Consider the following 21,337-nt stretch of genomic DNA (forward strand, 5'->3'; position numbering starts at 1 on the left):
GGCGCCGCTTTACTCGACGAACTCTTCGTCGCCGGTCAGGCTTTGCTGGCGCAGTTCATCGTCCTGGCGCAGGTAGGACTTGATCAGGTCAAAGAAACTGTCGTAGAAGGTGGCCGAGCTCACCGTCTCGCTGCCCACCTTGACCATGGAATCATTGCCGGCAGAAAACGGCAGCGACAGCGAGCCCAAAGCGCCCACACCGACACTGGCCGAGTTGCTGCTCTTCTTGAGGTTGTAGGTGTCCTTGAGTGCGGACACAAAGCCCAGGGTCACCTTGCCGTCCTTGCTGTCGGCAGCGCAGACCACGCGGATGGTGATGATCTGGTGGTTGTCCGTCGCTGGCTGGAAGCTCTTTTGGCCTTCGACCTCTTTGCCCTTGGAGACGTTGATCAGATAACCCTGGCTCAACAGCGCGCGGCGTGCGGCCTCGCAAGCGCGCTCCGGCGGCGCATCAAACAGGCGTGAATAGGTGGCAGACGATCCAAAGGTCTCATGGGCCACAACGTTGTAGCGGTGGCTGTCGGCCTCGCGGTCCAGGCTGCCGCAACCCGATACAGACAGCGCCAAGGCCGCCACCAAGGACCAACCCGCCCATGAGCGATGCGGTGTGCAGCGGGTGGATGCAGCCAGTAAAAATAGATCTGAATGCTTGCCCAACATGAACGAAACGAACTCCCGAAACAACATGATGACCTGGATGACAGAGATGCAGGCCCAGCCGCACCACTGTAATGGATATGGCCGGCGCAGCATGTCAGCCAACGCCTGTATAGCACGCCCGGCACAGGGGGCAAAGAGGCATGCTACCAGCCGCGTTCCCCAGCACCAGCAGCGCTGCACTGGTTTACCAAATTTTGCATATTATGCGCGGCATTTACCCAGGATGGAAAAGCACAACGCGCTATGCTTTTAAAAGCACATTCAACCTTCCTGACCAACCCCATGCCCATGCCAGACCCTGCCCGCCCAACCGACTCCCCAGGCCTGCAGCGCCGCCTTTTGCTGCAAGCTGGCAGCGGCCTTTTGCTGCTGCCCTGGCTGCACGGCGCGCAGGCAGCGGCCACCGATGGCTGGCCCGCTGACGCGCGCGTTCCCGGTGGCGTAGCGCGCCTGTCGCTGGGCCCGGCGGCCGAGCGGCCCCACGCCTTTGCGGGCGATATACCGCTGCTGGTGCTGGGTGACGCCATCGAATGGACAGCGCTGGTCGGCATACCGCTGTCGGCCCCCACCGGCGCCGCAGAGATCCGGCTGCATACGGCCAGCGGCCCACGCAGTATCCCCTACACGGTGCGCGACAAGAAGTACAGCGAGCAGCGCCTCAAGGTCGCCCCCAAGACGGTCGATCTGTCTGCCGCCGACAATGCCCGCTATGAACGCGAACGTGACCACCAACAAACAGTGATGGCCACCTTCAGCACGCCGCTGCCCGCGCAGATGCAGCTGCCCGTGCCGGTGCCCGGCCGGCGCTCGAGCTCCTTCGGGTTGCGCCGCGTCTTCAATGGCCAGTCGCGCAATCCGCACAGCGGCATGGACATCGCCGCAGCCACCGGCACGCCCGTCAAGGCACCGGTCGATGGCAAGATCATCGATGTGGGTGACTACTTCTTCAACGGCCACACCATCTGGATGGACCATGGTGGCGGCTTTCTGACGATGTACTGCCACCTGAGCGCGACCCAGGTCACGGTGGGCCAGAGCGTGCGCGCTGGCGAAGTGATCGGCAAGGTCGGCGCGACCGGCCGGGTCACAGGCCCGCACCTGCATTGGGGCGTGATGCTCAACCGCAGCATGGTCGACCCGGCCCTCTTCCTCACCGCCTGATAGCGCGCCTGTGGTTATCCCAGATATCTGTGGGTCAGCATGTGGACAAGGCTCTGGACAAGATGGCAAGCCTTTGACTTGCTTCAACAATTTTCATGCGCCTAAGTTTTAGGCAAACGCTGCTGCGGCAGCGGCCATGGAGCGGGCTGCCAAGCACCAAGCTTGGCCTACACCAGCGCCGGCCGGCAGCCCCTAGGATGGCAAGCTAAGTTTGCTTTCACCCACCGCAGCGCGCGCCTGTGCGCTGCCTCGAACAAGGAAAAACTTCATATGCAACGTTGGAAACTGATGAGCCTCAGCGCAGCCGCTGCGATGGCCTTGGCCGCCTGCAGCAGCACCCCATCGTCCACCCCTGCAGCACCAGCTGCAGGCAGCACCGCACCCGCCATGAACGTATCTGCCACCGACAAGACCTTGCAGTCCTACCACTGGGACCTGGAGCGCGCCGAAGACCAGTCCGGCCGTCCGCTGCCCGCCTTCACCGCACTGGCCCCCAAGAAGGTGCTGCGCCTGGGCTTCAGCGGCGATGCCAAGACAGCACACCGCGTGAGCATCGGCAACCTCTGCAATGTGATGGGCGCGGGCTACCAGCTCGATGGCGACAAGATCAGCATCACCAACCCGATTGGCACGATGATGGCGTGTGATCCCCCACTGATGCAGCTCGAGCAGGCAGTGAGCGCACAGATCACGCGCGCCGAGAGCCTGCGCATCACGCAGGACAGCAACGCCCCGCGCCTGACCTTGCAGTTCAACGATGGCAGCCGCTGGCTGCTGAAGTCGGTGCCCACCAACGCCACCAAGTACGGCAGCGCCGGGGAGACCATGTTCTATGAAGTGGCCCCCCAGACCAAGCCTTGCAGCCACGGCGTGGCCAAGGGCGTGCAATGCCTGCAGGTGCGTGAGCTGCGCTATGACAGCAACGGCCGCAAGACCGTGGCCGGCGACTGGCAGCATTTCTACGGCAATATCGAAGGCTACCAGCACGAACCCGGCTACAGCAATGTGCTGCGCGTGAAGCGCTACACCATTGCCAATCCGCCAGCGGACGCGTCGCGCTACGCCTATGTACTGGACTTGACGGTCGAGACCGCCAAGGCCCCTTGATGGCCCCGGCGGTGCTGCTGACAGCGCCCGCTTACTCAGCTGACATTGAGGTCTGGCAGCTCGCAGCTATTGCCAGTTAGAGGCCTCAAGCTACATCCACATCACCAACCCCCAGTCGCCCCACAGCGGTGACAGGGGGTTTGGTTTTTGCAGCCCGCATTGGCGCAATGCGCGCATCGCAGCGCCGTTGCGCACATGCCCCGCTTTTGGGCATGCCCTGCTTGCCGCATGGATAAGCCCAACTCTTATATAAGAGTTGAGCAGGCATGGCAGAATGGCGCCACAAACACCTACAACCATATTGCGGTTGCAGCAGCTGCACCAGCGCAGGCTGCGCCCCACCCCATGCCAGCGACCACCCACTCCGCCCCTCCGCCGCTGCTGCGCGACCAGCACAGCGGCTTTCTCGTTTTTCTGATCGCGCGCGTCTTTGCCGTGGGTGCCACCCAGATCCAGGCCGTGGTCGTCGCCTGGCAGGTCTATGACTTGACGCGCAACCCCATGGCGCTGGCCTTTGTCGGCCTGGCGCAGTTCATCCCGATGCTCCTGCTGCTGCTGCCTGCCGGCGAGCTGATCGACCGGCTGCCACGCAAGAAGGTGCTGGCCACCAGCTGGGCGCTGGGCAGTGTCTGCAGCGCGCTGCTGCTGTGGCTGTCGGGCCATGGCCATGCCGGGGTCGCAGGCATCTATGCGGTGCTGGTGCTGTATGGCGCCACGCGCGCCTTCTCGGGCCCATCGCTGCAAAGCCTGCTGCCGCAGCTGGTGCCGATGGCGCTGCTGCCCAAGGCCATTGCCACCAACAGCGTGGTAATGCGCTGCTCGGCCATTGGCGCGCCGATGCTGGGCGGCTTTTTGTACGCCGCTGGCGGGGCCGTGTGGACCTATGCGGTCTGCATGCTGGCCTTTGCAATTGGCACCGCGCTACTGCTGCGCGTCCAGGTGCTGTATGCGGCGCCCAAGGCCGCTGCCGAGCCAGGCGCCGCGCGCGACACGATCTGGCAGCGCTTTGGCGCGGGCATCCGCTTTATCTTTGGCCGCCCCATGGTGCTGGGCACCATCTCGCTCGATCTGTTTGCCGTGCTGCTGGGCGGCGTGGTGGCGCTGCTGCCCATCTACGCCCATGAGGTGCTGCACACCGGGCCCGAAGGCCTGGGCCTGCTGCGCAGCGCCATGGCGATGGGCGAAGTCTGCGCCGGCCTCTACCTCAGCAGCCGCCCCTTTGGCACCCAGGTGGGCCGGCGCATGATGCTGGCCGTGGCCGTGTTTGGCATTGCCAACCTGGTGTTCTCGCTGTCGCACTGGCTGTGGCTGTCCTGCCTGGCGCTGGCCGTCGCTGGCGCGGCCGACATGGTCAGCGTCTATGTACGCGGATCGCTGCTGCAATTTGCCACGCCCGACAACATGCGCGGCCGCGTCAATGCCGTCAACATGCTGTTTATCGGCTCGTCCAATGAGCTGGGTGAATTCCGCGCTGGCAGCAGCGCTGCCCTGCTGGGCGCAGTTCCCGCAGCGGTGGCGGGCGGCCTGTGCTCGCTCCTGGTGGTGGGGCTGTGGACGCGGCTCTTCCCCAGCCTGTGGAAAGTGAACCGCTTCGAAGACGCGCAGCACCAGTCTGCGGGCCGCTAAGAGCCGCCAACACAACCCTTGATACGTCGTAGCCTCGCCGGCCGCGCCAAGCCTTGTCGTACGCCTGTACTGCCTGCGGCTTGACGCCTAGTCTCAACCGCAAACCTTCGGTTCGCTGGGTCGTGTTACCGGCTCTAAGACCAAACCTCAACGCTCCCTCAGAGCGCATCGACTGGCAGCTTGAGAAAACGCCGGCCCTGCGCATCGGCATCGGGCAGGCGCCCGGCGCGGATATTGACCTGCACCGAGGGCAGCATCAGCTGCGGCATCGCCAGCGTTGCATCGCGCGCCTCGCGCATCGCGACAAAAGCGGCCTCGTCCACACCCTCGTGCACATGGATATTGTGCGCACGCTGCTCGGCCACCGTGCTGCACCAAGCGGCAGCGCGGCCGGCTGGCGGGTAATCGTGACAGACATAGAGCAGCGTCTCTGGCGGGTGCGCCAGTAGCCGGCCAATCGAGCGGTAGAGCGCATGGGCATCGCCGCCAGGGAAATCACAGCGCGCTGTGCCCACATCGGGCATGAACAAGGTGTCGCCGACAAAAATGGCGGCCACTGCGCCTGCCGCAGCACCGCCCTCTTCCACCGCATAGGCCAGGTCCGCCGGCGTGTGGCCGGGCACACCCAGCGCGCGGATGCGAGTGGCCCCCAGCGCCAGCACATCGCCATCGCGCAGCAGGCAGTCAAAGTCTGCGCCTTGCGGTGCGATGCAGCCCTCCATGCCGTAGATGCCGCCAAACACTTTTTGTACCTGCGTGATCTGCTGGCCAATCACCACCGGCGCGGCAATGCGCACCGCGCCTGCGGGCATCTGCCTGCGCAGCCACTGGGCCGCAGACAGGTGGTCTGCATGGGCATGGGTCTCCAGCACCCAGCGCAGCGTCAGCTGCTCGGCATCCAGGTAATCAGCTATGCGCTGGGCCGATGCGGTACTGGTGCGGCCGCTCTTGGCATCAAAGTCCCAGACCGGGTCGATGACTGCCGCCTCGCGGCTGGCCACATCGTGCAGCACATAGCTGACGGTGCCGGTCACCTCGTCAAAAAATGCCTGAACGCCAAAAGAAGGGGCAGAGCGCATGGTCAAAACACATTCACACAAAACAATATATCTTTTAATATAATAAAAATCCTCCTTTTCGGCAAGCCTGCTGCGTCCAAGCCTTCTTCCCATGTCTGCAAAAACCAAGGCCTCCCCTTCGCCCGACGCCATGCGCGAGGCAGCGCACCATGCCGTCTCTGCCCTCAAGCTGCTGGGCAATGAGGACCGCTTGCTGCTGCTCTGCCTCCTGAGCCAAGGCGAATGCTGCGTCAGCGATATGGAGGCGCAGCTGGGCATTGCGCAGCCCACCTTGTCGCAGCAGCTCGCCGTGTTGCGGCGCGAAAACGCGGTCAGCACCCGGCGCGAGGGCAAGAACATCTTCTACCAGGTGGCCGATGCGCGCCTGCTGGCGCTGTTGCAGACGCTGTACGCCCAGTACTGCCCGGCAGCCTGAAACCCCACCGCATCGTTCACGTCAAGGAAGTCGCCCATGTCGCTCGATCTGTCTGCCTTTACGCCCCTGGCCGCCCTCGCAGGCGGTGCCTTGATTGGTCTGGCTGCCGTGCTACTGGTGCTGTTCAATGGCCGTATTGCGGGCATCAGCGGCATCGTGGCCGCACTGCTGCCGCCACGCCCACAACCCGGCGCCTGGCGGCTGACCTTTGTGGCTGGCTTGCTGGCAGCCCCATGGATTTACCAGTGGTTTGCGCCCTTGCCAGCGGCCAGCAGCCCTGCAGCCTGGCCGCTGTTGGTGCTGGCCGGCCTGCTTGTGGGCATAGGCACGCGCCTGGGTTCTGGCTGCACCAGTGGACATGGGGTCTGCGGGCTCTCGCACCTGTCGCTGCGCTCCCTGGTGGCCACCCTGGTCTTTATGGCCAGCGGTTTTGCAACCGTGTTTGTGCTGCGCCACGTGTTGTAAGGAGAGAACGATGACTATCCTGATAGCAGCCCTTGCAGGCCTGGTCTTTGGCCTGGGCCTGCTGGTGTCCGGCATGGCCGATCCGCAGAAGGTGCTGGCTTTTCTCGATCTGGCAGGCCCCTGGGACCCGTCGCTGGCGCTGGTGATGGGCGGCGCGATAGCGCTGGGTCTGCCCGGTTTTGCGCTGGCGCGCCGGCGCAACCGCAGCCTGCTGGGCGAGCCCATGCAGCTGCCTGCACGCCAAGCGGCTGATGCACCGCTGCTGATCGGCTCGGCGCTATTTGGCATCGGCTGGGGCCTGGCCGGCTACTGCCCAGGCCCGGCACTGCTGGGCACGGCGGCGGGCATGGGCTCGGCGGCGATCTTCAGCGCGGCGATGCTGGCAGGCATGCTGTTGTTTGGGCTGTGGTCCAAGAGGTCTTGAGGCACGGCCACTATAAAATCCATAGCTGATCACGCCTGCAACATTGTTTCACCAGCCCGCCCACCCATGTCTTTCGCCATCGACCCCGCTGCTGCGCATGCCCACGCCCAGGGCTGCCCCCTGCCCCTGCTGTGGCGCGACGAGCACCTGGTGGCTATCTACAAACCCGCCGGCTGGCTGGTGCACCGCACAGGCCTGGATGCAGGCGAGACGCGCTTTATCGTGCAGACCTTGCGCGACCAGATCGGCCAGCATGTCTTTCCGCTGCACCGGCTCGACAAGGGCACCTGCGGTGTGCTGCTGCTGGCGCTGCATGCCGAGGCCGCCAGCCGCACGCGCAGCCAGTTTGAGAACCACCAGATCGACAAGCGCTACCTGGCGATGGTGCGCGGCTGGGCGCCGCCGCAAGCGGAGGTCGACCACGCGCTGCGCCCCGATGATGCGCCTGAGGACGCGCCCGCCCAGCCGGCCCGGACCCGCTTTGCGCGCCTGGCGACGCTGGAACACGCCGAGGCCTATGACAGCCGCTTTGCCGGCACGCGGCTGTCCTTGGTCCAGGCGACACCCCACACCGGGCGCCGCCACCAGATCCGCCGCCACCTCAAGCACATCGCCCACCCCATCATTGGCGATGCCACGCATGGCAAGGGCCCATTGAACCGTTGGTGGGCCGAGCGTCTGGGCCTGCAGCGGCTGTGGCTGCATGCCTGGTCGCTGTCGCTGCAGCACCCCTATACGCAGGCACCCTTGCATATTGAAAGTGGGCTGCAGTTCCGGCACACAGAACCCACAGCGGGCATGTCCGTGCCGCAATCGCACCCCAGCCTGCAGCAATGGCAGGCGCTGCTGCGCAACCCGGCCTGGTCGCGGCAAGCCTAGCAGCTGCGCCAAGACCAAGGGTGCACATTGTTTTTCGGATGCGCGCACACTCGCCCCGTGAAAAATAAACAAACAACAACCTCTGCCGCCGCCCCCTCCTCGGCAGCGCCTGCTGCAACGCTCAGCCCTGCCGTCTTGCTGCTGATGGCCACAGCCTGCGGCCTCTGCGCCGGCGCCAATTACTTCAACCAACCGCTGCTCAACTCCATCGCCCATGCGCTGCAGGTGAGCGAGAGCACGGCCGGCATTCTGGTCACCTGCGCGCAGGTGTCGTATGCGATTGGCCTGCTGTTTCTGGTGCCGCTGGGCGATATGCTCGAGCGCCGCAAACTGACCGTGGGCCTGATGCTGCTCGCGGCGATCGGCCTGCTGGTCAGCGGCTTTGCTGGCCTGATGCCCTCACCGTTCACAGCCTTGGTGCTGGGCACCTTGGTGACGGGTCTCTTCTCGGTCGCGGCCCAGGTGCTGGTGCCGATGGCCGCCAGCCTGGCCCCGCGTGAGTCAAGTGGCCGCGCCGTCGGCCTGGTGATGAGCGGCCTGCTCACCGGCATTTTGCTCTCGCGCACAGTCGCCGGACTCCTGTCGGCCGTGGGCGGATGGAGCCTGGTCTACAAGGCGGGCGGCATCGCGATGGTGCTGGTGGCGCTGGCCCTCTACCGGGTGCTGCCCAAGGTGGCACACAGCGGCCCACGCCTGCCTTATGGCCAGGTGCTGGGCAGCATGGCCACCTTGATACGCACCCAGCCCCGCCTGCGCACCCGCACCTTGCTGGGGGGCCTGGCCTTTGCATCGGTCAGCGTGCTGTTCTCGACGATGGCCCTGATGCTCGGCGGCCCCGAGCACGGCCTGAGCGATTCGTCGATCGGCCTCATTGGCCTGTCGGGTGTAGCCGGCGCCTTGATGGCCAATGCCGCGGGTCGCCTGGTCGACAAGGGCCTGGAGCGCCCGACCACCGCCTTCTCCGTGCTGCTGCTGGTCGTCAACTGGGCGCTGCTGTGGTACAGCCAGCACTCGGTGTTCCTGTTCATCATCGGCATGCTGGTGATCGAGCTGGCGCTGCAAGGCACCCACATCTGCAACCAGAACGTCATCTACCGCCTGGCACCCGAGGCGCGCTCGCGCATCAACGCCTGCTATATGACGGGCTACTTTATCGGCGCATCGGCTGGCTCGGCCATCGGCGCCTGGGCCTGGCACCACGGCGGCTGGACGGGTGCCTGCATCGCTGGCACGGTGCTGGCCCTGCTCAATGTGGCGGCCCTGCTGGCGGACCGCAGATTGTCGCATCCGGGCGCCGTGGCCTCTGCCACCGACGCGGCATAAAGGGGCGGCCCGAAGCTTCCCGCCCAGAGCTTCCCGCCAGACACTGTCGCGCAGACACTCCGGGCAGACAGGAGGACAATGGTAGGCTTGCAGTTCCGGCATGGCGGTCAGTGGCCGCCTGCACCGACACGAGAGAGAAACCATGTACCTCGACCAAGACAACGCCCCCAACATCAACCAGCTCACTGCATTTCGCCGCGATCTGCACATGCACCCGGAGCTGAAGTACGAAGAAAACCGCACCGCCGACAAGATCGCGGCCTATCTGACGGCGCTGGGCATCCCCATGGTGCGGGGCCTGGGCACCACCGGCATTGTGGCCAGCATTTACGGCCAGGGGCGCGATGCCGCCAACCCCGGGCCTGCCATCGGTATCCGCGCCGACATGGATGCGCTGCCGGTGCAGGAAACCAACCAGTTTGGCCACATCAGCCAGTACCCGGGCCGCATGCATGCCTGCGGCCACGACGGCCACACGACGATGGTGATGGGGGCCGCTGAGCTGCTCGCTGGCCGGCGTGATTTCGATGGCACGGTGCACCTGATCTTTCAACCCGGTGAAGAAGGCGGCGCAGGCGCGCGCGCGATGATGCAGGACGGGCTGTTTACCCAGTTCCCCTGCCAGGCCGTGTTTGCATTGCACAACTGGCCCGCGCTGCCGCAGGGCCAGATGGGGGTGCGCGTGGGGCCCATCATGGCAGCTGCGCTGCGCTTTGAGATTGTGGTGCGTGGCCGGGGCGGCCATGCGGCACTGCCCCATACGACAGTGGACCCGATCCCGGTGGCCTGCTCCATCGTCGGCCAGTTGCAGACCCTGGTCTCGCGCGGCACTGATCCCTTGGATGCTGCGGTGCTGACCGTGGGCAAGATCGAGTCGGGCACGGTGGAGAACATCATCCCGGATGAGGCCCGTATCTACGGCACCTGCCGCAACCTGACGCTGGCCTCGCAGCAGTTCCTGATCGACGGCCTGCACCGGGTCTCCGGCCACATCGCCGAGGCGCATTTTGCCAGCGCCGAAGTGATCATCAAGCCCGGTTACCCCAACACGACCAACCACCGCAAGGAGGCGCTGTTCATGGGCGAGGTGATGCGCGAGATGGTTGGCAACACCAACGCCCACACCGATGTGCTGCCGGCGATGACAGCCGAGGACTTTGGCTTCATGCTCGAAGAAGTACCCGGTGCCTATGGCTGGATCGGCAACGGCTCCGATGGCCAGCCCGGCGTTGGCTTGCACAACCCGGGCTATGATTTCAACGACAACAATATCGCCCTGGGCGCCAAGTTCTGGGATCGCCTGGCACGCCGCTGGTTTGCGACCCAGGCACAGCGCTAAGCGTTAATCGCCGCAAGGGCTCGCATCACCGCAAGCCTTGCGGCCATGATCTGGAGCCCGTTTTGCAGCATTCAGCACCCCTCTCGCTTCTCCCCCACCACCCCGCACGCGGCCTGCGCCTGCTGCCACAGCTGCTGCTGGGCCTGGCCTTGCTCGCTGGCGGCCATGCGGCCCAGGCACGCACGCCTGCAGCCGCGCCAGCACCGCAGCTGGCACCAGCGGATAACCCCTCCTGCCCGGCCCCAGCCGTCAAAGATCCGGCGGTCTACCAGGCGGAATCGCGCAAGCCGCATCCGGACCGGGGCGTGCTGTGGCAACTGCGCAAAGGCGATACGGTCGCCTATCTCTGGGGCAGCATCCATGTGGGCCAGCTGCCCTGGATCTTTCCAGGCCCGCGCACCGCGCAGGCGCTGCGCGCTGCCCCCGCCATTGCGCTGGAGCTCGACCCGGTGGACCCCGCCACCTTGCAGGCCTTGACCCAGGCGATGCGCGAAGACAATGACCGGCAAAAGCTGGTCATGCGCCAAAACCCCGAGCTGCAGACACGCATGGGTCGCATGGCCTTTGAATCCTGTGTGGACCAGAGCACCTGGCAAACCAATGCCGCCACCCTGGCCCGCCTGATCGCGCTCGGTATGCAGGACATGGCACGCAGCGGCTACCACCCGGCCTACGGCATCGACCTGAACCTGGCGGCCATGGCCCATGCGGTGGGCAAACCGGTGCAGGCCATCGAGACGGCGCAGGAGCAGCTGCTGGCCATGGGCCTGGGTGGCGATGGTGTGCCCGCGCAGCTGGCCACACCCGACGACATCCGCAAGGCGCTCGACGACATCGACAGCGGCAAGAACCGCCAGGTCGCCCAGAAGTTGGCCGAGTATTGGGAAAGCGGTGACCTGGCTGCGCTGGAGCAGCTGATGCAGACCTGCCAATGCCTGGGCGATGTGGGCATGCAAGCGGCCCTGCTCGATACGCGCAACCAGCGCATGGCCGAGCGGCTGCCGGCCATGATGGCGGCCCAACCGCAGCTTTTCATCGCCGTGGGCCTGCTGCACATGGTGGGCGACAACAACCTGCTGCAATTGCTGCAAAAGCAGGGCTTTACGGTGCGGCAGCTGACCGGCAAGGGCGCAGAGGCTGCAGCCGCTGCCAGCAGCGCAGTGCCTGCAAGCACGCCCGCCAAGGCCCAATAAGCGCACATAAAAGCTCCCATAAAAAACGCCGCCTGTTTTGCAACAGGCGGCGTAAAAAGTAGCGGAACAGCTCGCGCACTCAGGCCATGCGCGGGCGCTGGTCGTGCTTGGCCAGCATGTCGGCATAGGGCTCCAGCACCCATTTTTGTTCAGCCGCATCCGGGATCTGCGCCGCACTGGCCTGCACCACCTGGCCATGCTCGGCACACAGCTGCGCCATTGCGGCCGGGCTGATCAGGCCCTCGCGCAGCAGCAAGGCGGTCATCGCCATCAGCAAGGCGTTGTGCTGCACCAGCAGGTCCTGCGCCCGCAGCATCTGCGCTTGCAGCAAGGCTTCGATACCGGCATTGCTGGGCCCCACCTCGGTATTGGTGTTGTCGCCAGGCTCCTGGGCCACATCGGTGCGCGACAGGCGCGCACCAAAACCCAGGTGGCGCAGGTAGCGCGCCGCATCCGCCGTGGCCTGCCGGATATCCTGCTCGGCGCCGGTGGTACAGGCTTCCTGGCCAAACACATGGCGCTCGGCCGCGCGGCCGGCCAGGCCCACGCAGACCATGTCCAGCATATTGCGCCGCGATGTCGCCTGCAGCTCGGTAAAGCTGTTGTAGCCGCCTTCGAAAGTCGCAATATTGATCTTGAGCTCCTGCGGCGTGCGGCCAAACAGCAGCGCATAGACCAGGCCGTGCCCGGCCTCATGCACCGCCAGCAGCGCGCGAAAATCCGCGCTGGTGCGCTGCTTGACCTTGTTCAGATCCAGCGGCACCGCAAAGCACTGCTGCAGCACCTCTGGCGCACCTGGCAGTGGCAGTTGCACCTGCAGCTGCGCCGCGCCAGCGGCCATCTGCACCTGCAATGGCTGGCCGGCCTGCGCGCCCTGCTCCAGCGCCCACAGCGCTGCATCGACCAACGCACTCGACAAGATCGTGTGCACCGACGAGAACAGCGGCCGCGTGCCCTGAGTGGGGAACACCGCGTTCTGGTAGATCTGCGCGAGCACATCGCTGCCGATGACAAAGCGCAGACCGCAATTGGCTTCAAGCCCCTGCACATAGTGCTGCACCGTCGTCGCAATCAGCTGCTCGTAGGCCGAGCGGCTGAACGACGGGTAGATCACATGCTGGTTGCCCAGCCGGGCAATCTGCTCGGGCTTGAAGCGCTCGGCCAAGGCGCGCTTGACATCGATCAGCGACAGGCGGCTTGTGAGCCGGTGGAAAATGTCGGCATCGGTGTCGCAGTCCTCGACGCGGCTGGCCGTCTCCGTGTACATCTCGTCGAGATTGCCACAGACAAAGACCAGCAGCCGGCTGTAATCGGTCTCCCAGGATTGCTGGGAGCTGCGAAACTGGACCAGCAGCTGGTGAATGTAGTCATTGCTCCACTGCATGATGTCCAGCAAGGGCGCATCGAGCTTCAAGCTGCGCTTGAGCGCCTGCGCGTCCCAGGCATCGATCTTGTAGCGCATCTGCTGCTTTTTGCGCCGCTCCTGCGCGTCGTCTTCTTCGGCCCGCTCGGCGTCATAGAGCGCATCCGCCAGCTTGCGCTCGATGCTGTGCAGCTCCGACAAAGCGGGCGGCAGCTTGCCATCCGACAACAAGGCCCAGACATCCTGGTAGCGCTCGACCTTGCTGTCATCGCCCCGGCTGCTCACGGTGCGGTAACGCTGGAACTCATCGAGCACCAGGATGCCGGGCGCGCCTTCCACCAGCCCCGCACTCTCGAGCGTGCCGGAGATGGTCGATGCGCCATAGCTCTCACCGTTTTGGCTGAAGCCGTCCATCTGGACTTCGACAAAGCGATCATAAAAACCCAGCAGCTGCGCCAGGCGGCGCGTCAGCTGGGTCTTGCCCGTGCCTGTCAATCCCCACAGGCACACAATCACAGGGCGGGTAATGAGCTGGGGCATCACGTACCAGGCGCGCACGGCGCCCATCACACGGTCAATCACGTCATCAATACCGATCAATTCGGTTTTCAGCTGGGCCGCAATGGCCTGCAGGTTTTGCTGACGCTCATGCATCTGTACGCGAAGCAATAGCTCCGGGGAGGTTTTCATTTCTTTCATGTTGTGCTGTCTTTTCATCCAGCGCAGCCGCTCAATCCCCATGGTCGGCTTTGCGGGTCATCTGTTGCAAGGCCATCCGGTCGGCACGGCGCTGGGCGCCTTGGCTGCGAATGTGCTTGCCCGCAGCGCCGGACAGACGCCGCTGGGCCATGGCTTTGGCAACAGGGTTGAAAGGAGTGGCATCGGCCACGATCAGCAACGCAATAGGTTGTTTCATGCGGCGCAAAGCCTTGACCCGGCCCTCTTCAAAGGCACGGGAAACCGTTTTTGCACTCATCTGTGCGGTTCCTCAGGGGCCTGGCGCGCCTATGGCCTGACGGCGGGCGCAGCAAAACCCCAAAACAAAAAGCCCCGGCGAAGTAGCCAGGGCTTTTGTCGATCCCGGCTGCAGTGGTGCAGGCGGCGATCTGGGCCAAGGCTAAACCATATGAACATGGTTTAGCCGGGGCAGAAACCGTGTTCAGTGGAGAGGGTTGAACATGAAACAGGACATAGCAAAAACTCCCAATGGTGCGCTGCAGAAGGTCATTCGTTGCTGCAGCGATAAGAAGACGAAGGGTGAACTATAGCGGTTATTTCTCAAGAATGCAAGGACCATATACCGCTTGTTGCATAAAAGCCCACAGCAACCGCTGGCTTTGGCCGCTTTTGAGCGGCTTTGTGCGCATAAAAGGCAGCAACCTGCCAGCAGCGCCCCAGCCAGCGCGAGCCTGCCGCGCAGATCAGTAGCGCTTGCGCCCTGCCTTGCGGTGTTTGGCGTGTTCTGCCTTCTTGGCTTGCTGCAAGGCCTCGGCCGCCTCGCCAGCCGCCCGCCATTGCTCAAACTCTGCCGGCGTCTCGACGGTGATGCGGCCCAGCATCTGGGTGCGAAAGTCGGTGATCAGCAGCTCAGCGGCCTTTTGCATGTTGATGCGCCCGCCGCCCATCACTGCGCCGCGCTTCTTGCCAATCAAGGTCAGCAGCTCGTCATCGCTCAGCGCAGCGATGTCCGCATCTTCGAGCCCCAGCTTGTAGCGCTCGTCCAGCTGGCGCGGGTAGTGCTTTTGCAGGTACAGCAGCAGCTCCAGCGCCACCAGCTCGTCGTCATAGGCATTGCGCCCCACCGATCCGCAGGCCGCCAGGTTGTAGCCCGACTCGGGCACGATGATCTTGGGCCAGAGCATGCCGGGTGTGTCCCAGAGGTAGAAATCATCGGCCAGCACAATGCGCTGCTCGTCCTTGGTCACACCGGCCTCGTCGCCGGCCTTGGCCTGGCCTTTGCCGCTCATGCTGTTGATCAGGGTGGACTTGCCCACATTGGGCACGCCGCAGATCAGCACCCGCATGGGCTTGGCCAGACCGCCGCGCCCGGGTGCCAACTGGCGGCATGCCTCCACCAGGCGCTTGGCCGGGGCCGGCTCGCTGGCATCGAGCGGCAGGGCCTTGGTCTCGTGCTGGGCCTCATACCAGGCCACCCACAGCGCCGTGCGGCTGGCATCGGCCATGTCCTGCTTGTTGATGATCTTGAGCGTGGGCTTGTGGCCGGTCAGCTCCGTCAGCGCCGGGTTGGCACTCGATCCAGGCATGCGTGCATCGAGCACCTCGATGACCACATCGATGTCTTTGATGCGCTCGGCAATCAGCTTGCGCGTCAGGTGCATATGCCCGGGGAACCATTGGATACTCATACTCTTGCTTTCGGGGGGAATGGCAGGCAGGCGATACGCACGCAGGCGCGCTGTGCCGGATAATGCTGCCATGTCTTCTTTATCTCAACGCCAGTGGGATGCGCAGCGCAAATCCGATCAGGACCTGCTCATCAAAGGCATCATCTTGGTCTTGATAGGGCTGGTGATTGTGGTCTCGCCCTATGTCGCTCAGGGCGATATTGTGCAGGGAGTTTTTGCCAAGGCCCCGGCAGTGGGTTGGTTTTCCCTGGTACTGGGCGCGGCTTTTGTGCTGCGCTTTGGCCTGCGCCGCAAGGCCGTGCCACCCCGGCCCGAGCAGTGAACCCTGCCGTCCTCCGCCTCCAGCCGCTGGCCAGCCTGCGCGAGGCGCGCCAGTGCTTTGCCGCGCTGCAGGCCAGCGCCAGCGCCCGCCAGATCAGCCTGCGCGAGCCCCCAGCCGCGCCCACCACCTGCTGCGGCCGGGGCTGCAATGGCTGCGTCTGGGAAGGTTTTTTTGCCGCGGCAATGTACTGGCAGGAATGCGCACTCGAGGCGCTGCAGTCCTAACCCCTCCATCTTTTTTCACGCTCAAGTGGACTGCGCCTGAACCGGTTCTGCTTGCACCGGCGGCAAGGTCTCCTCGCGCGCCAGCAACTGGCGGATCTGCACGGCATCCTGCTGCAGCTGGCCGGCCAGAATGCGTGCCGTGGCTAGGCGCCGCATCAGCCAGGGAATGAGCTGGTCGCGGTCTTCCGGGCCGGGCACGCGCTCGGGAGCGGGCATCTTGGCGGGGCGCTGGGCCTCGGCATCGCCAGCAGCCGGCAACGGCGGCGCCTGCAGCAGGCAGGCATCGATGGTGGCAGCGGTGTCCTGGAGCTGCTGCACCGCAAACGGCGACGGCGTCTGGCCCCGGCGCATCATCAGCATGATCTTGACCGAAGACATCTGGCCCAGCAGCTGGTAGCAATGGGCCTGGAACAGCTCGAGCGCCTGCAGCGGCGGCTGCACGGCACGCGGCTCTTTCAGTGAGCGGTCAACGGCCTGGATCAGCGCGGACAGGCTGTCATAGGCTTCGCGCCGCGCCAGGCGCCAGGCCAGCTCGGGGGCGTTGTCCACGGCCTGCAATTGGTCCACCGCCAGCGACGTGCTGGCATGCGCGGCCTGGGCCTTGAGCACCCGCTGCACCAGCGCCGGCAGCTGCGAGCGCTCCCAGGACGGGAGCACATAGGCAAAGGCCCAGGCAATGCCGGTGCCGATCAAGGTATCGACCACGCGCTCGAACATATGGAAGGTGGTGCTGCCCCCGGCATGCAGCATATGCGCCTGCACCAGGCCCAACACCGTCGCGCCCATCGCGGTGAACAGGTAGCGGCGCAGCGCAAAGCCGTGCGCGACGCCCTGGGCCAGCGTCAGGCACAGAATCAAACCCAGCGGCGACAGATGCGCCGACAAGATGGCCAGCGCCGCCACGCAGCCCAGCAAGGTGCCCAGCACCCGCACCGTGCGCCGCTCCAGGGTCTGCGCCAGGCTGCCGCGCAGCACCACCACAATCGTCAGCAGCACCCAGTAGGCATGGGCATTCCAGGGAAGGACCTGCACCACCAGGTAGCCCACCGCAATGGCCAGCGCCGCGCGGATCGCATGGCGCAGCGGAGGCGCATCCCAGCTCATCAGGCCCTTGAATGGCGTCCAGGACCAGGCCGTCGGGCTGACAAACATCTGCCAGCTCGCGCGCACCACGGCCAGATCGGGCTCGACCTCGTCGCGGCCCAGGCCGATCAAGCGGTTGACCTCTTCATGGATGCGCACAATGCGCTCGCTCAGCTCGCGTGACAGTGCCTGGGGCGAGACATCGGCGTCGTAGTGGTCAGGCAGCGATTCTTCGAGCCGCTGCGCGGGCAGCTTGCTGGCCATCTGCATGGGGCGCAGCAAGGCGTCAAGATTGCTCATCGCGCGGGGCTTGCGGCCCAGCAGCAGGCTGTCGGCCAGGTGCACCACCTCCATCGCCAGGGCACGCAGCATGGCCTGCTGGGCCAGCAGCATCGGCGCCTGCTCGGGAGACTTGCGCAAATGCTCCAGGTCCAGCTCGCAGGCGAGCAGGTGGTCGCGGATCTCCAGCATCTGCATCAGCATGCCGGCCAGGCGTTGGCGGCGCGGCGTGCGCGGGCTCTCCAGCACAATGTCGCGGGCCGCCTGCAGCTGGTCGGCAAAGGCTGCGTGCCGGGCCATCAGCTGGCCCATGTGCTGCTGGGGCTGGCCTGAACGCGAGAATTTGCCAAAATTGCGGTCGGCCAGGTTGTCGCCATAGGCCTCGCCATCGACCGACTCCCCTTCCAGCCCGACATGGCGGGCCGCCTCGGGCAGCACCATGCGCGCCTGCTCCAGCATGAGGGCAGCGAGCGACAGCACGGTATCGGCGATGAACTGCACGCGGTAGCGGAAATTGAGCAAGGTGTTGGCGATGACCGCATACACCAGGAACATGCCCGCGCCAATGCTGAAGAACATCGTCGATTCGGCCGCTGCGGCCAGCAGCTGCCCCTCGGCCGGCTTGGGCACCGACATGCCCAGCACCATGGCCAGCACCACCGCAATGGCAATGGGCGCGCCGCGCTTGCCCCAGGCCATCCACAAAAAGCCCAGAAAAGTGGACAACACGGCCACCAGGCCCAGCAGCACCAGGTGCTGGTGCATCAGCTGCACCATGAAAAACAGCGGCGCCCCCAGCAAGGGGGCAGGCAGCATGCGCCAGAACTTGCCCCGGCGCGGCGCAGGGTTGTCGACCACGATGGTGACGATGACCCCGACCGAGGCCGCCGCCGCATGCTGCGTGCCCCAGATCAGCTGCACCAGCGTGGTTACGAGAAAGAGGCCCAGCGCCACTTCCAGCCCGTTGAGCACATAGTGGTTGAGCAGGCCACGCTTGAACGTGCGCCAGCTGCGGTCGGAAGAGAAGTGCGCCATGGCAGAACAATACGAGAAATCAACACCCAAAGATGTCGGACAAATGATAGCCAACGTGGACAGCTATCAAAACAGAAGCGCAAAGCTTCTTGCAAACGCTTGCATTCTGCCCCCGACCGCTGCGGCGTGCCAGCAACAAAAAAGCCCGCAGCAGCGGGCTCTAGGGCACGAGGTCTATCAAGACACGACCAGGTGTTCGGGAGACATATAGCACTGGCGCCATTCTTCGAACGGCACCGTGTCCGCCGCTTCCATGTCCTTTTGCGCCTTGATCGACTCGGCCGCACGCTGCTGGTACTTGGCCGTCAGCGCATCGCTCCAGGGGCGGGCGAGGGTCTGCTCGCGGGCCCATTGCGACTGGGCGGCGCCAAAGGCCTTGAACGAGGTGCCAAACTGCCCGCTGACCGCCGCCAGCACCTGGGCCGATGGAGTTTGCTCCGGGTGGGCCAGCAGATGCTGGGATTGCTGGAGCGCCTGGCTGTAGTCCTGCGTGCCATGGGCCTGGTCCAGCGCCGCCGCAATGGGCTGGCAGGCTTGCAGCACCTCTTGGGCCCAGTCGGTCAGCAGCACTTCCTGGCCCTGGCGCTGCAGGGTCAGGCCCGGCTCGCGGCCGCGCTCGGCCACCATGTGCTGGTTGTGCTTCATCTCGGCGATTTCAGCGGGCGAATCGGGCGGGCTGTCGCTCAGCAGGCAGTGCAGCAAGAAGACATCGAGCAAGCGCATCGTCGGGGCCGAGATGCCCATGCTGTCAAACGGATTGATGTCCATCAAGCGCACTTCAACATACTCGACGCCGCGCTCGCGCAGCGCATGCAGCGGGCGCTCGCCACGCTGCACCGTGCGCTTGGGGCGGATGGTGCCGTAGAACTCGTTTTCGATCTGCAGCAGGCTCGTGCCCAGCTGGTTGTACTCGCCGCCCGGGTTGATCACACCCACTTTTTCATAGGCTGGATACGGCTGGGTCAAGGCGCCATAGAGCGAATCGGCATAGCCCTTGAGGTCGTTGTAGCTGACGCTGATCGAGGCCTGGGCATCGCTTTGGTAGCCCAGGCGCCCCATGCGCAGCGAGGTTGCGTGGGGCAGGTGCAGGGCGCCCTGGCCATCACCCAGCGGCTGCAGCTGGTGCGGGCGGCCCTGCACAAAGCAAGGACAGAGCACGGGCGATGCGCCAAAGAGATAAAGCAGCAAGAAGGCTTCGCGGCGGAAATTGCGGATCAGACCAAAATAGGCCTCGCTGCTCACCCCTGGCATCGACCAGTTGTAGTGGATGCCCGAGATGGTCTGCATGCGCCGGCCATAGCGGTGGCCCAGGCCCATGCGGTAGATGCTTTTGGAGCGGCCAATGTGCGAGGTGCCATAGCGCCCCAGCGGAATGGTCTCGTCCGAAGGCAGCGAGCAAGGCATGCTCGAGATCCACAGCCGCTCGTCATTGGCCTGCAGGACCTGGTAGACGTACTGGTGCACCTCGGAAAGTTCATCGAGGCAGGCCTGCACGCCCTGGTGCACGCCGGTGATGATCTCGATCTGCGACTCGCTGAAATCGGTCGTGATACTGCTGTGCGTCAGCGCCGAGCCCAAAGCGGCCGGATGCGGCGTCAAGGCCAGCGCACCCTCGTCGTTCACGCGCAGGCCTTCTTTCTCGATGCCTCGCCCAATGCCCAGCAGGCGCTGGGTGCCAATGGCATCAATGCGTTCTTGGATATGGTTCATCTGCGTTGTTCTTGTCTAAGCCGGGCTGCACGATAGCAGGTTGCCCGGCGACTGGCAGAGTATTGCACGCTCAGCCTGACCGGGCTTCGGGATTTAGCCCGATAGCCGCAGCACACCTTGGTAAGAACGTGTAGCGATCGCCCGCGCTGTTGTTTTCTGTACTGCAAAGCCCGGCCCCGGGGCACCGGGGGATCAGACCAACCACCCAACGCGGGCCGGCGCCTTAGTGCAGCTTTTGCTGCGCCTTGCGGATTTCCAGGTCGCCCTGCACAAAACCGTTGTCCGGCACGATATCGCCCCGGCGGTCGGTCAGCTCGGCCCATTGCTGGGCCAGGTGGGCATCCATCTCGTCCACCGGTACGCTGTCAGCACTCAGGTGCAGCCCGCGCGTCATTGTGATGTGCGCAGCCTCGAAGCTGCCGGCCCCGGCGCAGACGATGGCCCGCGTCGGCGCGCTCTCGTGCACCAGCGCCAGCATGGCCGGGCTCACCAGCTCGGGCCGCAGTGCGCGCAGCATCTCGGGCGCCAGCAGGCCATCGGTCATGCGCGTGGCGGCCGTCGGGGCGAGCGCATTCACATGGATGTTGTACTTGGCCCCTTCCAGCGCCAGGGTCTGCATCAGGCCCACCAGCGCCATCTTGGCGGCGGCATAGTTGCTCTGGCCAAAGTTGCCAAACAGGCCCGATGACGAGGTCGTCACCAGAATGCGGCCGTAGTGGGCCGCCTGCATAAAGGGCCACACGGCCTTGCAGCAGTGCACGCTGCCCATCAGATGCACTTCCAGCACGGCGCGGAAGTCGTCCATCTCCATCTTGGCAAAGCTCTTGTCGCGCAAGGTACCGGCATTGTTGACCAGCACATCGACCTGGCCCCAGCGCTCGACCACCTGGGCCACCATGGCCTGCACCGCCGGCCAGTCGGTCACCGAGGCATGGCTGGCCATGGCAACGCCGCCCAGCGCCTCGATCTCGCGCACCACCTTCTCGGCCGCTGACGAGTTGCCCTGCCCGTCCACAGCGCCGCCCGGGTCATTGACCAGCACCTTGGCCCCGCGCCGTGCCAGCGCCAACGCATGTTCACGCCCCAGCCCGCCGCCGGCCCCCGTCACAATTGCTACCTTGTCGCTGAAATCCAAACCCATACGTTCGCACCTTTACACCATGCGGGCGCTTGTGCCGCCCAATGTTGGAAGAGGCTTGCAGCCCCGGATGCATTCGCACTGTACGTGTTCACATTTGCTTTGCGCGCCGCTTGGGCGACAGACGCGGGGGCGACAATGCAGGC

General features: G+C 64.9%; 20 protein-coding genes. 12 read left to right on the forward strand and 8 right to left on the reverse strand.

All coding sequences use genetic code 11. The features are described from left to right. Positions 1–9 precede the first annotated feature (9 nt). On the reverse strand, positions 10–567 hold the full coding sequence (locus DCO45_RS03015) for a DUF2242 domain-containing protein (RefSeq protein WP_312986736.1): 558 nt from the start codon (positions 565–567) through the stop codon (positions 10–12). A 375-nt stretch (positions 568–942) separates the two neighbouring features. Between DCO45_RS03015 and DCO45_RS03020 the strand changes: the two genes are divergently transcribed. The 3 genes from DCO45_RS03020 (at position 943) to DCO45_RS03030 (ending at position 4,554) form a co-directional block, all read left to right on the forward strand. Beyond that, entirely contained in the window at positions 943–1,821 is an 879-nt protein-coding gene (locus tag DCO45_RS03020) for a M23 family metallopeptidase (protein ID WP_116924428.1), read from the forward strand. A gap of 270 nt (positions 1,822–2,091) precedes the next feature. Then, positions 2,092–2,928, forward strand: coding sequence for an META and DUF4377 domain-containing protein (locus DCO45_RS03025; RefSeq protein WP_116924429.1), 837 nt, complete (start codon positions 2,092–2,094; stop codon positions 2,926–2,928). A gap of 345 nt (positions 2,929–3,273) precedes the next feature. Then, positions 3,274–4,554, forward strand: a complete 1,281-nt coding sequence (locus tag DCO45_RS03030) for an MFS transporter (protein ID WP_116924430.1) — start codon at positions 3,274–3,276, stop codon at positions 4,552–4,554. Between the two features lie 158 nt (positions 4,555–4,712). Here DCO45_RS03030 and DCO45_RS03035 read toward each other — a convergent pair whose 3' ends face one another. After that, positions 4,713–5,633 (reverse strand): MBL fold metallo-hydrolase, encoded by a 921-nt coding sequence (locus DCO45_RS03035; RefSeq protein ID WP_116924498.1) that lies wholly within the window; start codon positions 5,631–5,633, stop codon positions 4,713–4,715. Between the two features lie 91 nt (positions 5,634–5,724). On the opposite strand from DCO45_RS03035, the gene DCO45_RS03040 reads away from it, so the two are divergent. The 7 genes from DCO45_RS03040 (at position 5,725) to DCO45_RS03070 (ending at position 11,671) form a co-directional block, all read left to right on the forward strand. After that, complete coding sequence (locus DCO45_RS03040; protein WP_116924431.1) at positions 5,725–6,048, forward strand: metalloregulator ArsR/SmtB family transcription factor; 324 nt, start codon at positions 5,725–5,727, stop codon at positions 6,046–6,048. 36 nt (positions 6,049–6,084) lie between these two features. Then, positions 6,085–6,513, forward strand: a complete 429-nt coding sequence (locus DCO45_RS03045) for a YeeE/YedE thiosulfate transporter family protein (protein WP_116924432.1) — start codon at positions 6,085–6,087, stop codon at positions 6,511–6,513. A gap of 10 nt (positions 6,514–6,523) precedes the next feature. Further along, on the forward strand, positions 6,524–6,937 hold the full coding sequence (locus tag DCO45_RS03050) for a DUF6691 family protein (protein ID WP_116924433.1): 414 nt from the start codon (positions 6,524–6,526) through the stop codon (positions 6,935–6,937). A 66-nt stretch (positions 6,938–7,003) separates the two neighbouring features. Further along, positions 7,004–7,816 (forward strand): pseudouridine synthase, encoded by an 813-nt coding sequence (locus DCO45_RS03055; RefSeq protein WP_116924434.1) that lies wholly within the window; start codon positions 7,004–7,006, stop codon positions 7,814–7,816. Between the two features lie 144 nt (positions 7,817–7,960). Next, positions 7,961–9,139: an MFS transporter gene (locus tag DCO45_RS03060; RefSeq protein ID WP_116924499.1), complete on the forward strand. Its 1,179-nt coding sequence runs from the start codon at positions 7,961–7,963 to the stop codon at positions 9,137–9,139. 142 nt (positions 9,140–9,281) lie between these two features. Then, positions 9,282–10,478 carry a M20 aminoacylase family protein gene (locus DCO45_RS03065; RefSeq protein WP_116924435.1) on the forward strand — a complete coding sequence of 399 codons (1,197 nt, stop codon included), beginning with the start codon at positions 9,282–9,284 and terminating at the stop codon, positions 10,476–10,478. A 62-nt stretch (positions 10,479–10,540) separates the two neighbouring features. Continuing rightward, positions 10,541–11,671, forward strand: a complete 1,131-nt coding sequence (locus DCO45_RS03070; RefSeq protein ID WP_165841111.1) for a TraB/GumN family protein — start codon at positions 10,541–10,543, stop codon at positions 11,669–11,671. A 79-nt stretch (positions 11,672–11,750) separates the two neighbouring features. Here the strand turns inward: DCO45_RS03070 and DCO45_RS03075 are convergent, their stop codons facing one another. The 3 genes from DCO45_RS03075 to ylqF form a co-directional block, all read right to left on the reverse strand. Continuing rightward, positions 11,751–13,724: an AAA family ATPase gene (locus tag DCO45_RS03075; RefSeq protein WP_116924500.1), complete on the reverse strand. Its 1,974-nt coding sequence runs from the start codon at positions 13,722–13,724 to the stop codon at positions 11,751–11,753. A 40-nt stretch (positions 13,725–13,764) separates the two neighbouring features. Beyond that, positions 13,765–13,950 carry a hypothetical protein gene (locus tag DCO45_RS03080; RefSeq protein WP_243419218.1) on the reverse strand — a complete coding sequence of 62 codons (186 nt, stop codon included), beginning with the start codon at positions 13,948–13,950 and terminating at the stop codon, positions 13,765–13,767. A gap of 505 nt (positions 13,951–14,455) precedes the next feature. Continuing rightward, positions 14,456–15,400, reverse strand: coding sequence for a ribosome biogenesis GTPase YlqF (ylqF, locus tag DCO45_RS03085; RefSeq protein WP_116924437.1), 945 nt, complete (start codon positions 15,398–15,400; stop codon positions 14,456–14,458). 70 nt (positions 15,401–15,470) lie between these two features. Here ylqF and DCO45_RS03090 point away from each other — a divergent pair, with 70 nt between their 5' ends. Continuing rightward, positions 15,471–15,722 carry a hypothetical protein gene (locus DCO45_RS03090; protein WP_021027316.1) on the forward strand — a complete coding sequence of 84 codons (252 nt, stop codon included), beginning with the start codon at positions 15,471–15,473 and terminating at the stop codon, positions 15,720–15,722. Then, positions 15,719–15,946: an oxidoreductase-like domain-containing protein gene (locus tag DCO45_RS03095; protein WP_116924438.1), complete on the forward strand. Its 228-nt coding sequence runs from the start codon at positions 15,719–15,721 to the stop codon at positions 15,944–15,946. The genes DCO45_RS03090 and DCO45_RS03095 overlap by 4 nt, the downstream gene beginning before the upstream one ends. Before the next feature lie 21 nt (positions 15,947–15,967). Here the strand turns inward: DCO45_RS03095 and DCO45_RS03100 are convergent, their stop codons facing one another. The 3 genes from DCO45_RS03100 to DCO45_RS03110 all read right to left on the reverse strand — a co-directional run bounded on the left by DCO45_RS03100 (position 15,968) and on the right by DCO45_RS03110 (position 21,194). Further along, positions 15,968–18,343 carry an FUSC family protein gene (locus DCO45_RS03100; protein WP_116924439.1) on the reverse strand — a complete coding sequence of 792 codons (2,376 nt, stop codon included), beginning with the start codon at positions 18,341–18,343 and terminating at the stop codon, positions 15,968–15,970. A 177-nt stretch (positions 18,344–18,520) separates the two neighbouring features. After that, positions 18,521–20,053, reverse strand: a complete 1,533-nt coding sequence (gshA, locus tag DCO45_RS03105; RefSeq protein ID WP_116924440.1) for a glutamate--cysteine ligase — start codon at positions 20,051–20,053, stop codon at positions 18,521–18,523. Positions 20,054–20,276: 223 nt separating this feature from the next. Then, positions 20,277–21,194, reverse strand: a complete 918-nt coding sequence (locus DCO45_RS03110; protein ID WP_116924441.1) for an SDR family NAD(P)-dependent oxidoreductase — start codon at positions 21,192–21,194, stop codon at positions 20,277–20,279. Between the last annotated feature and the right edge of the window lie 143 nt (positions 21,195–21,337).

This window comes from Comamonas sp. JNW, assembly GCF_003105075.1.
Classification (GTDB): Bacteria; Pseudomonadota; Gammaproteobacteria; order Burkholderiales; family Burkholderiaceae_C; genus Comamonas; species Comamonas squillarum.